Here is a 12,378-nt window from a genome sequence, read left to right as displayed (position 1 = left end):
ATGATACGTACAGAAGAAATGATGCTTAACATCGGACCGCAGCATCCTAGTACCCACGGAGTATTCCGCTTAGTCGTTAAAATTGACGGTGAGATGATTACGGAAGCGATTCCAGTCATTGGTTACTTGCACCGCGGTACCGAAAAACTAGCTGAAGATCTACAATATACTCAAATTATTCCTTATACAGACCGCTTGGACTATCTATCCTCTATGACTAACAATTACGTACTTGTCCATGCTGTTGAAACGATGATGGGACTTGAGATTCCAGAGCGCGCTGAATATTTACGCGTCATCGTAATGGAGCTTGGCCGCATTGCCAGCCACTTAGTTTGGTGGGGAACTTTCTTGCTAGACTTAGGGGCAACAAGTCCATTCCTGTATGCATTCCGCGAGCGTGAAATGATCATTAATATGCTTGCCGAGCTATCAGGTGCACGCTTAACGTTTAACTACATGCGTGTTGGCGGTGTAAAATGGGATGCTCCAGAAGGCTGGATTGATAAATTACGTGAATTCATCCCTTACATGCGTCAAGAATTAAAGGGCTATCACACTTTAGTATCAGGAAATGAAATCTTCCTAAATCGTGTTAAGGGTGTTGGTTTCTATACGAAGGAAGACGCTTTAAATTATTCATTAAGTGGTATTAACCTTCGCTCAACAGGAGTGAAATGGGACCTTCGTAAGGATGAGCCATACTCAATCTATGATCGTTTCGAATTCGATGTACCTGTTCGCGATGAGGGTGACTGTCTCGCCCGTTATCATTTGCGTTTAGAAGAAATTGAGCAATCACTCAATATCCTTGAGCAGGCAGTAGAGCAATTCCCTGCTGAAGGTCCAGTACTGGCCAAGGTGCCAAAAATAATTAAAGCACCAAAAGGAGAGGGCTTTGTCCGCATTGAATCTCCACGCGGCGAGATTGGTTGCTATATTGCCAGTGATGGTAAAAAAGAACCATACCGTTTGAAATTCCGCAGACCTTCTTTCTACAATCTGCAAATTCTCCCTAAGCTTTTAGAGGGCGAAAATATTTCAAATCTAATTGCCATTTTAGGTGCGATTGATATTGTCCTCGGGGAGGTGGACGGCTAATGATTGAGGATTTACTATATTCCAGCCCAGGTTGGTTGAACTTCGGAATATTTTTCTTACTTGCAACGGTGCTGCTGTTGGTTATTCTAGGGTTCGTTACCTACGCAATTCTTGCTGAACGGAAGGTAATGGGTTTCATCCAGCTACGTAAAGGTCCAGATCAGCTAGGTGGAAAATTCGGACTATTGCAAACAGTTGCTGACGTTTTAAAGCTTCTATTAAAAGAAGATACGATTCCAAAGCTTGCAGATAAGCCGTTATTCATCGTGGCTCCTATTCTAGCATTTGCACCATCTTTTATGGTTATTGCTACAATTCCGTTCACAGACAAGCTTCAGTTTGCTGATGTGGGAATCGGCTTGTTATATTACGTTGCGATTTCAGGGATGACCATTGTCGGAATTTTAACAGGAGCATGGGCTTCCAATAATAAATACTCATTACTCGGTGGTATGCGTGCTGCAGCCCAAATGATTTCCTATGAAATTCCACTGGTAATGTCCGTGCTTGGAATTATCTTATTAACTGGAAGTTTAAATTTAAACGATATTGTCGCTGCTCAACAGGATGGCTGGTATATTTTATTACAGCCGGTCGCATTCATAGTGTTCATCATTGCAGCTGTTGCCGAATTGAACCGGGTACCATTTGACTTACCAGAAGCAGAGAACGAACTAGTTGCCGGATATTTCACTGAATACTCAGGGTTCCGCTGGGCATTCTTCATGCTCACTGAATATGTTTATATGTTTGCGATGTCCGCACTAATTACCGCAATTTTCTTAGGTGGTTGGCTGCCGCTTCCATTCCTTGGTTTCATACCAGGAGCAGTATGGTTTGCGCTAAAATTCACTGGAGTAGTCTTCTTCCTACTATGGATTCGAAGTACCTTCCCGCGTGTCCGCGCCGACCAATTAATGGAATTCGGCTGGAAAGTACTCCTACCCGTAGCGCTAGCAAACATCTTCTTAACAGCGTTAATTAAGGAACTTATTAACTTATTTTAAAAATAAACAAGGGTTGTGCTCGTGTAAACAGTCACAATCATACACACTGTGAAGAAATAAAAAAGGGGTGAACATTACATGCTTGGATTAGCGAAAGGCTTGAAGTATACCCTAAAGAACCTGACGCGGGATAAGTTAACTTATGACTATCCAAACGAGCCACTGCCGCTACCGGATCGATTTAGAGGCATTCAAAAATTCTATCCGGAAAAATGTATCGTATGTAATCAATGTGCCACGATTTGCCCGACTGACTGTATTCAATTAACAGGCAAAAAACACCCGGACCCAACCAAAAAGGGGAAAATCATCGACACATATGATATTAATTTTGAAATCTGTATCCTCTGCGACCTGTGCACAGAGGTGTGCCCAACCGAGGCGATTGTCATGACCAATAACTTTGAGCTTGCCACATACAGTCGTGATGATTTATTTAAAAACCTCGAATGGCTAGACGAAAATGATGAGAATGTTCGGCAGGTGAATAAACCATGACGGGTGAATTAATCGCATTTATGGGTCTCGCCCTCGTCGGAATTATCGGCGGGGTGCTACTCTTGAACCTCCGTGGAGTTGTTCAAGCGGTATTAGCCCTAGTGCTTACCTTTATTAGTATCGCAGGGATTTACATCCTTTTATCAGCGGAATTCATTGCCGGAGTACAGATCTTAATTTATTCCGGTGCTATCACCATCATCATGATGTTCGGAATCATGTTAACCCGACACGATGATGTAGAGGAGCCAAAGACTGGACGCTTACGCAAATTCTTCGTCTTCCTAGGAGTCGTTGGCTTTGCAGCTGCTGTCTACTTTGGTATTTATAATCTTGAGCTACCAGCTAGCGAGCTTGCGTTACATGAAAACAATACTAAGCAAATTGGGGAAGCCATTTATACCAAATTTGTGATTCCGTTTGAAGTAACTTCTGTTGTTCTTTTAGTGGCGTTAATAGGAGCGATTGTCCTTGCCAAAAAAGACGACGAAAAGGAGGCGGAAAAATAAATGAGCTCAGTGCCAATTTCAGTATATTTAACACTTGCACTTATTTTGTTCTCAATCGGTCTTTACGGTGCTTTAACTAAAAGAAACATGGTTATCGTGCTCATTTCAATTGAGCTCATGCTCAATGCCGTCAACATCAACCTAGTTACCTTCAGCAAATACGGTGTAGTTCCATCGATTGACGGACAGATTTTTGCCTTATTCACAATGGCGGTCGCTGCCGCAGAAGCAGCACTAGGGCTAGCAATCCTAATTGCCCTTTACCGCAACAAGAAAACTGTTAACGTCGACGAAATGGACATAATGAAGCATTAAATTAGACGCAGGGCTACTAGCCTAACAACGCGTAAAAAAAGGGGAATGTGATATTGATGGAGAATGCATGGATCATACCGCTTTTCCCGCTTTTATCGTTTTTCATCCTACTTCTTGTCGGTAAACGACTTAAAGAAGCGAGTGCCTATATCGGAATCCTATTAACATTGGCCACATTTATTTACTCTTTAGTGGTGCTGTTCGAACGCTTTACAGCATCAACATTTAAGAGCGAGGCCACCTGGCTTTCGTTCGGGGATACCGTGATAACAGCGGGTTTTGAAGTGAATCAATTAAATGCATTAATGCTAGTAATCGTATCGCTCGTCAGTTTACTAGTACATACCTATTCAAAGGGTTATATGCACGGGGATGACCGAATTTCGGTATTCTATGCGTATCTTGGACTGTTTACGTTTGCGATGCTCGGTTTAGTTTTATCACCTAATTTATTACAAACGTATATTTTCTGGGAACTCGTTGGTGTAGGTTCTTTCCTATTAATCGGTTTTTATTTTTACAAAGAAGAAGCAAAGGCTGCAGCCAAAAAAGCCTTCATTATGACACGTATCGGTGACGTTGGCTTATTAATCGGAATGATTCTGTTATTCTGGCAGGTTGGTAGCTTTGAATATGATGATATCTTTAGAGCTGTTGAAGAAGGGGTAATTTCTGGCGGTTGGATTACCTTAACAGCGATCTTAATCTTTATTGGAGCGGTTGGTAAATCCGGTCAATTTCCGCTTCACACCTGGTTACCGGACGCAATGGAAGGTCCAACGCCAGTTTCAGCATTAATCCACGCCGCAACAATGGTTGCAGCAGGGGTTTACTTAGTAGCTACACTCTTCCCGTTATTTGAAGCAAGTGAAACTGCGATGCTAACAGTTGCAACGGTTGGGGCTATTACGGCGATTTTTGCAGCCAGCATCGGCCTTGTTCAAACGGATATTAAACGAGTGCTCGCTTACTCAACGGTGAGTCAGCTCGGTTACATGATGCTTGCACTTGGTTCTGCAGGCTATGTAGCAGGTGTATTCCATTTAATGACACACGCTTTCTTTAAGGCCTTGCTATTCCTAGCAGCAGGAAGCGTCATTCATGCTGTCCACACTCAGGACATCGAAAAAATGGGTGGACTATGGAAAAAATTAAAAATTACTGGTCCTTTATTCTTAATTGGAACATTAGCAATCAGCGGTGTACCGTTATTTTCAGGATTCTTCAGTAAAGACGAAATTTTAATCGCAGCATGGGAATCAGGTAATGTTGTACAATTCTGGCTTGCTGTCATTGCTGCATTCTTTACAGCATTCTATATGTTCCGCTTGTTCTTTATGGTTTTTGCAGGCCAGGCACGCAGTGAAATGAAAAATGTACACGAGTCACCAAGCGTAATGACTGTACCAATGATGGTACTAGGTGTGCTAGCGGTTGTCGCAGGATATGTGAACACACCTTGGTTCGGAACCTTCTTAGGCGATTGGCTTACTGAAGGAAACGAAGCACTTGGCCACGGCCATATCGAAGGTCCAGCCTGGATTATGATCGTTGCTACTTTAGTCTCTTTAGCAGGTATTTTCCTTGCGTGGCTTATGTACGCGAAGAAGAGCTTGTCACGCGACTGGTTATCAGGCAGCGCACCTATGGTTTACAACATTTTATACAATAAATATTATTTCGATGAATTGTATCAGCTAACAGTTGTAACAGCGACAAAATGGATCAGCCAACTCTTCAAAATTATTGAAATCTTCCTTGTGGAAGGAATCATTAATTTAGTGCTTGGCTTCGTACAATCGCTTAGCAAAACGGGCTCTAAGCTCCAAAACGGACAAATTCAAACGTACGGTACGGTAGCCTTTGTTGGTCTTGCGTTGTTAGTTGTCATCTTTGCTTTGACAGGGGGGTACTTATAAATGAATATGGAAAACTTCTTATCCATCTTAATTTTCTCCCCATTATTAGGTATTTTGGTGTTAGCATTTGTTCCAAAGACGAAGGAAGATACGATAAAAATCATCGGTTTTATCGCTACTCTTCCAGCGGCAGTGTTTTCAATCGTTGCCTTCATCCAATATTTGAATGGGGCAAATCTTGCGCTATTAGCGGAAAAAGTAAACTGGGTTCAGTTCGGACGTTTTGAGGCGGATTATTTATTCGCGGTTGATTATGAGGTTGGCGTTGATGAATTTTCGCTTATCATGGTCGTTTTAACATCAGTTGTGGCAAGCCTTGCAGCGATTGCTTCCATTCATATTAAAAAGGAATGGAAAGGCTACTTCATGCTATTCCTATTGCTTGAAGTCGGAATGCTCGGCGTGTTTACCGCACAAAACTTGATTTTATTCTTTATTTTCTTTGAGGTAACTCTCGTACCAATGTTCTTCCTTATCGGTAAATGGGGTTATTTTGACAAAGAAAAAGCAGCCTATAGCTTTTTAGTCTACAACGGTTTAGGCTCTGCCATTTTATTAATTGTTATTATGATTTTGTTCGCTCGCACAGGAACATCAAATATCGAAGCGTTAAAGTTCTTTATGAACAATGAAGGGGGCGAGCTGATTGCGCCAATTTCCGAAGCGGCGAAGTTCGGAATGCTCGTTGCCTTAATGGTTGCCTTTGGGGTGAAGCTACCAATCTTCCCTCTTCATACATGGATGCTGAAGGTACACGTTGAAGCACCGCCTTCAATCGTTATGATTCACTCCGGTATTCTTTTGAAAATTGGGGCATTCGGTATCATTCGCTTCGGAATGGGAATTTTCCCACAGCAATTTAAAGAAATTGCTGTTGTACTAGCAGTGCTAGGGGTTATCAACCTGTTATACGGTGCATTCCTAGCGTTTATCCAATCAGATTTCAAAATGGTGCTTGCTTACTCTTCGATCTCCCATATGGGTATCGTCTTAATCGGTTTAGCAGCATTAAATGAAGCGGGAATTCAAGGGGCGATTTTCCAAGTTGTCTCTCACGGATTAATCTCTGCACTATTGTTCTTCTTAGTAGGTGTGATGTATGAAAGAACACATACGACGAAGATTGATAATTTAGGTGGACTTGCTAAGGGGATGCCACTTACAGCTGGATTTTTACTAGCCGGCGCTATGGCATCACTCGGCTTACCAGGTATGTCTGGATTCGTCAGCGAATTTATGGCGTTCATGGGCTTATTTAAAGAAATGCCTGTTCTTGCGGCAGTCGGAGCACTTGGCATTATTATGACAGCCGTTTACTTGCTGCGTGCAGTACTCGGAATGACTTTTGGAAAAGCAGAACGAGAATTCGCAGGTATTACTGATTTAAAAGCGGTTGAAATGATTCCAGTGTTTGCATTAATGGGTCTCATCGTGTTAATTGGTGTTTATCCGACGCTATTAAGCGAGCCGCTCACATCAACAATTGAAACTATCATGCAAGGAATAGGGGGGTGATGAAGGATGGATCTAGATACGCTATTATCATTTGAATGGAGAGTCATGGCTCCTGAATTCATTATCCTAATCGTTGCAACCCTGATGTCCTTGCTCGATTTGTTCATGCCAAAAAGCGTTGATCGTCGCAACATCGGCTGGATTGGAGTTGCTGGTATCCTGCTCGCAATGGTTTCACTTGCTGGACTATTCCAACTTGATGTGACTTCCATTCTTCACGATACGTTCCGACTTGATTCATTTGCAAAGGCGTTTAAGCTATTAATGCTTGGCGGTGCTGCATTAGTTTTAATTTTAGCAATCAGTGATGATACAAAAGAGGGACTTGAAAATTACCGTGGCGAATATTTCTACTTGTTTCTAACTGCTTTGTTAGGGGCAATGATCATGTCGTCAAGCGGCGACATCATCACAATGTTCGTCGGACTTGAATTGCTTTCAATCTCTTCTTATATACTTGCTGGTATGAAAAAGAAAAACTTACAATCCAACGAATCAGCAATGAAATACGTCGTGAACGGCAGTATTGCCACAGCCATCACCTTGTTTGGTTTGAGCTATGTGTACGGCTTAACCGGCTCAACCAACTTAATGCAGGTAGCGGCAGCAGCTCAAACCGTTGCTGATACGCAAATGGTTTACTTGCTCGGCCTAGCTTTCTTTATTGTTTTCGTCGGACTGTCGTTCAAGCTAGCGACTGCGCCGTTCCATATGTGGGCTCCGGACGTTTACCAAGGAGCGCCAACACCGGTGACAGCTTTCTTGAGCGTAGTATCAAAGACTGCGGGCTTTGTGTTGATGGCTCGGATGTTCTTATTCATTTTTATCCGCATTCCGACTGAGGGTGCAGGCTCAACGCCAATTTTCTATCAGCTCCAAGATTATATTGCTGCTTTAGCAGGTATCACGATGATCATCGGAAACGTCGTGGCCCTTCGTCAAACGAATGTAAAGCGGATGTTTGCCTATTCAAGTATTGCTCACGCAGGTTACTTATTGGTATGCTTCGTGACCTTACAATTTATGTTTAATACATTATGGTTTTATTTAGCAGCTTACTTATTTATGAACTTAGCAGCATTTGCAATTATTAGCCTCGTTACTCGTGGTCATGATTCAGAAGACATTAAACATTTTGCCGGTCTATACCGCCGTTCACCGCTACTAGCCGTGGCGATGGGAATCTCGATTCTGTCGCTTGCTGGTTTCCCGGGAACAGCAGGATTTATCGGTAAGCTAAACATTTTCATGGGCGCATTGGTTGACCAACCAGCTCATTACGTATTGGCTTCAATTATGATTGCCACAACAGTTGTATCGTATGTGTACTACTTCGGCATCATGACGCAAATGTTCTTCCGTCCGGCTGCAGGCGGTGCAAATGCACCTAAGCTGTCCGTGCCAATTGGTGTAGCAGTTGTAATTGTAATCTGTGTCATCGGTACATTGGTATTAGGTTTGGCACCAGACACAGCTTACGACTTCATCGACAGCCAATTTAGGAATTTCGCTGATTTCTTCCAACAATAGGCTAGAAGCTTGGGATTCAAGGCTTGGGACAAAAAATTGGAAATAATTACGAAATTATTGTAAAATAAAGTTACGAACAAAGGATATATTTCTTGGGAAAGAATTTATTACGGATTCAATAAAAAGGGGTTTAAGAGAAAGGGTGCGCGCGACTTGCCCCTTTCTTTTTTTTATGGATGTTTGATGTATTGGTGGCGGGGGTGTGACATTGTCCACTTACGTCGATAAACTCTCAATTTGCGTCGATAAACTTGTAAAATTCGTCGATAAATTCTTAATTTGCGTCGATAAATTCCGAAAATGCGTCGATAAATACAAAATCACGTTAATCCACCGACTGAAACGAGTCACAATTACGCCAGAACCCCGAAATTTCCATACATAAAACACCTCAACCATCAAAAACTAGGATGGATTCCATAAAATAAAGGGAGTGTGTACGAATGGATGCAAAAAGAATCAAACAAATTCTATCTTCCTCAGCCGAAATTGATGTAAAATATAATGGGGCATCCGTCTGGATTGACGCATTAAATGAAGACGGTACAACCGCGACCGTTCACTCAAGACATCCAGGACTCGAAGAACGTTCAACAGTCGAAATTACTGAGCTCGTTGAAGAATAGTCACCATAAGAAAACCACCTTATTACACATGAGGTGGTTTTATAAATGTAAAACTAAAAAGAAATGAAACCTTTTCACGACTTGCACGTCTATATCTATTATGGCAAGCTGCAAGCGGAGAAATAAGGGAGGGGGTAAAAAATAATGATAACCGACTTTGGACAGCAGGCACTGCTCTCAATCGTGTCACATCTTGTCTTCATTGGGGTTGCTTGGTGGGCAATCCAGGCGCTACAGATCGAGAAAATTATCAAAAAAAATCACGTCGTGCAAGCTAGATTACTATATATAATATTATCGATTGTACTCGGTTCAGCGGTTAGCAATTTTTTCCTAGATTACCTACTTTGGTCAAAGCAGCTACCAGCGTTGTTACCATAAAGATGAACTTTAGTAGGAAAATCAATAATAGTTAGAATATTTAAATATTTTTAAGGTAATTACATCTATTTGTCAAAAATATAGGTCTTCCTACATGTTCCCAAACGTAAACTAATTCAGTACAATTCATGGTGGTGTTGTTTATCTTACATAAGAAACGTAACAACATTAATTTAATTTAAAATCTTAAAGTAGCTTTATTTTTACAAAAAAACAGCTAGTAAAATTTTACAAAAATAAGAAATTCGAAACGTGCAAAACTGAATGTCAAAATGTGACGAGAATTCCCAAGTATGCAAGCTCCTCTTCAGGTAACAATGTAAGTATGGAGAGGAGTTCGAAGATGAAAAAACATATAAATAAATGGGTAATTTTAGTCATTATTAGTTTTATCCTTGTGCAATTCGGGAATCGTCCGACTGAAGCGACGAAATCGAAACCAAATTCCAACGCACCGGAAGCGATCGATTTAATCACTTTAGCCGAACGGATTGAAGGCGAAAATATCGAGATTGACGAATGGTCCATTCATGCAAGAGAAAAATTAACAAGCGTTAGCGATACGAAGGACATAGAAAATTATATCAACAGCTTAAAGAAACAATTTCCAACATGGGACTGGACTGAAGCAAGCAACGATGCTCATTGGGAGGCCACAGCCCTATCCACAGATCATTCCACATTCCAAGAAAGTGTCAAAATTGTTTCGACCCGCACAAAACAAAGCACCCAGGCGTATGTTATTTATGAAATCAAAGGTCAATACTGGACAGAGGATACGGTAAAACACCTAAATTCTGGGTTGCGTTCGACATTTTCTAATATCTTTCGTACAAAGCCACAAATTTTCTCTTGTGTACAAGCGGAATTAGATGATAAGATGATATCGACTTTGTCTACAACAACAAAAGGTTTATTAAAAGCATTGAATGCGAATGAAATAGAGTCTCTATCTGAAGAATCATTTATTTCTGTAACGGCTGCTTCGCCTTTATTCGCCGAATCGCTAAAAAGAAACCAAGAAAGCATAAACCTACAATTGGCCTTGCGAACACAAGGAATGGGCGCAAAGACAACCCTTGTTGTTGGCACACCAATCATTACGATTGAATATTAATATAGAGAAAATGGACGCGGAGGGGAATACACTTTGGAAAAAATCATCGTCCGCGGCGGAAATAGGCTTAGCGGTACCGTTAAAGTAGAAGGGGCAAAAAATGCCGTTTTGCCTGTGCTCGCTGCAACATTATTAGCAAGTGACGGAAAAAGCGTAATTCGTGATGTACCAGCTCTCTCCGATGTATACACGATTAATGAAGTGCTACGTTTCTTAAATGCCGGAGTGGAGTTTCATAATAATTTAGTAACTGTAGATGCGTCGAAACCATTAAAGGAAGAGGCACCTTTCGAATACGTTCGTAAAATGCGTGCATCTGTTTTAGTGATGGGCTCACTGCTTGCTCGAAATGGCCGTGCCCGAGTAGCTCTTCCTGGCGGCTGTGCGATTGGCTCACGTCCAATTGACCAGCATTTAAAAGGTTTTGAAGCAATGGGAGCAGAAGTTAAGGTTGGCAACGGCTTCATCGAGGCCGAGGTGAAGGATCGACTTAAAGGTGCGAAAATATATCTTGATTTTCCAAGCGTCGGTGCAACAGAAAATATCATGATGGCGGCAACGCTTGCAGTCGGTACAACTGTGATCGAGAATGCAGCGAAGGAGCCTGAAATTGTTGATTTAGCTAACTTCCTTAACGCCATGGGTGCGAAGGTTCGCGGCGCTGGTACCGGCACAATCCGTATCGAAGGCGTTAACGTTCTATTTGGTGCAGACCATACGATCATTCCTGACCGTGTTGAGGCTGGAACGTTCATGGTAGCTGCAGCGATTACAGGTGGAAACGTACTTGTTCAAGGAGCTGTGCCAGAGCATTTAACCTCTCTAATTGCGAAAATGGAAGAAATGGGCGTCGAGATCGCCGAGGAAAATGACGGTGTTCGCGTTATTGGTCCAGACCTATTAAAACCAGTTGATATTAAAACCATGCCTCATCCGGGCTTCCCAACAGATATGCAATCACAAATGATGGCGTTGTTGTTGCGAGCGCGCGGTACGAGCATGATTACCGAAACCGTATTTGAGAATCGTTTCATGCACGTTGAAGAATTCCGTCGCATGAACGCCGAAATCAAAATCGAAGGCCGTTCTGTCATTATGAATGGACCATCTAATCTGCAAGGTGCAGAAGTTGCTGCAACTGATCTTCGTGCCGCAGCATCCTTGATTTTGACTGGCCTTGTCGCAGATGGCGTGACACGCGTGACTGAGTTGAAACACTTAGATCGCGGCTACGTGAACTTCCACGAAAAGCTTCGTCTTCTTGGTGCCGACATCGAACGTGTCAAAGAAGAAGAAGTAAGCCTTGCTCACGAAACGAAAATTGTTTCGGATTTAAATGCGTAATTTTTTGTTTTTGTAAAATTTAATATTGCATGGACGACCGAAGCTTGAGCAATTGTGCTCAGCTTCGGTTTTTTGTATATATGGGATGCATCACCGCATCACAGTGCTGGGGGCCAGTCCCCCGGTGCATCACCGCATCACCGTGCTGGGGGTCTGTCCCTCGCCGCATCACCGCATCACCGTGCTGGGGGTCTGTCCCCCGGTGCATCACCGCATTACAGTGCTGGGTGCCAGTCCCCCGTTGCATCACCGCATCACCGTGATGGGGGTCTGTCCCCCGTTGCATCACCGCATCACCGTGTTGGGTGCCAGTCCCCCGTTGCATCACCGCACCACCGTGTTGGGGGCCAGTCCCCCGTTGCATCACCGTAGCACAGTGTTGGGGGTCTGTCCCACTAGCGTTGCACGACTTGAAAAATATGTAAAAGTGACTTAATTAATTTCTAAAAAATAAAAAGGCTCCTATTGTAGAAGAGATAGACCATACTTGTTCCCTCATCTTCTACAAAAGGAGCA

General features: G+C 42.5%; 12 protein-coding genes. All 12 read left to right on the top strand.

What is annotated here, in order from left to right; genetic code table 11:
- Positions 1 to 1,101, top strand: a complete 1,101-nt coding sequence (locus FXW34_RS15740) for an NADH-quinone oxidoreductase subunit D (RefSeq protein WP_147534967.1) — start codon at positions 1 to 3, stop codon at positions 1,099 to 1,101.
- The gene (nuoH, locus tag FXW34_RS15735; protein WP_147534966.1) at positions 1,101 to 2,108 is read left to right on the top strand and encodes an NADH-quinone oxidoreductase subunit NuoH; all 1,008 of its coding nucleotides are present in this window, start codon (positions 1,101 to 1,103) and stop codon (positions 2,106 to 2,108) included. Before FXW34_RS15740 ends, nuoH begins: the two co-directional genes overlap by 1 nt.
- Positions 2,109 to 2,186: 78 nt before the next feature.
- Positions 2,187 to 2,606, top strand: coding sequence for an NADH-quinone oxidoreductase subunit NuoI (gene nuoI / locus FXW34_RS15730; protein ID WP_147534965.1), 420 nt, complete (start codon positions 2,187 to 2,189; stop codon positions 2,604 to 2,606).
- A complete protein-coding gene (locus FXW34_RS15725; protein ID WP_147534964.1) occupies positions 2,603 to 3,115 on the top strand; it encodes an NADH-quinone oxidoreductase subunit J in 513 nt (170 codons plus the stop codon). Before nuoI ends, FXW34_RS15725 begins: the two co-directional genes overlap by 4 nt.
- Complete coding sequence (gene nuoK / locus FXW34_RS15720; protein ID WP_147534963.1) at positions 3,116 to 3,430, top strand: NADH-quinone oxidoreductase subunit NuoK; 315 nt, start codon at positions 3,116 to 3,118, stop codon at positions 3,428 to 3,430.
- Between the two features lie 53 nt (positions 3,431 to 3,483).
- Positions 3,484 to 5,349 (top strand): NADH-quinone oxidoreductase subunit L, encoded by a 1,866-nt coding sequence (gene nuoL, locus FXW34_RS15715; protein WP_147534962.1) that lies wholly within the window; start codon positions 3,484 to 3,486, stop codon positions 5,347 to 5,349.
- A complete protein-coding gene (locus FXW34_RS15710; protein ID WP_147534961.1) occupies positions 5,350 to 6,864 on the top strand; it encodes a complex I subunit 4 family protein in 1,515 nt (504 codons plus the stop codon).
- Between the two features lie 6 nt (positions 6,865 to 6,870).
- Entirely contained in the window at positions 6,871 to 8,394 is a 1,524-nt protein-coding gene (gene nuoN / locus FXW34_RS15705) for an NADH-quinone oxidoreductase subunit NuoN (protein ID WP_147534960.1), read from the top strand.
- A 443-nt stretch (positions 8,395 to 8,837) separates the two neighbouring features.
- The gene (locus tag FXW34_RS15700) at positions 8,838 to 9,020 is read left to right on the top strand and encodes an H-type small acid-soluble spore protein (RefSeq protein WP_147534959.1); all 183 of its coding nucleotides are present in this window, start codon (positions 8,838 to 8,840) and stop codon (positions 9,018 to 9,020) included.
- 144 nt (positions 9,021 to 9,164) lie between these two features.
- Positions 9,165 to 9,401: a DUF1146 family protein gene (locus FXW34_RS15695; protein ID WP_147534958.1), complete on the top strand. Its 237-nt coding sequence runs from the start codon at positions 9,165 to 9,167 to the stop codon at positions 9,399 to 9,401.
- A gap of 343 nt (positions 9,402 to 9,744) precedes the next feature.
- On the top strand, positions 9,745 to 10,518 hold the full coding sequence (locus FXW34_RS15690) for a YwmB family TATA-box binding protein (protein WP_187118985.1): 774 nt from the start codon (positions 9,745 to 9,747) through the stop codon (positions 10,516 to 10,518).
- Positions 10,519 to 10,551: 33 nt separating this feature from the next.
- A complete protein-coding gene (gene murA / locus FXW34_RS15685; RefSeq protein ID WP_147534956.1) occupies positions 10,552 to 11,862 on the top strand; it encodes a UDP-N-acetylglucosamine 1-carboxyvinyltransferase in 1,311 nt (436 codons plus the stop codon).
- The last annotated feature ends 516 nt before the right edge of the window (positions 11,863 to 12,378 follow it).

The sequence above is a fragment of the Bacillus marasmi genome (assembly GCF_902168435.1).
GTDB classification, from domain to species: domain Bacteria; phylum Bacillota; class Bacilli; order Bacillales; family Cytobacillaceae; genus Bacillus_BU; species Bacillus_BU marasmi.
The sequence above is the reverse complement of the archived record's forward strand: the minus strand, read 5'-3'. Positions and strand labels throughout refer to the sequence as shown.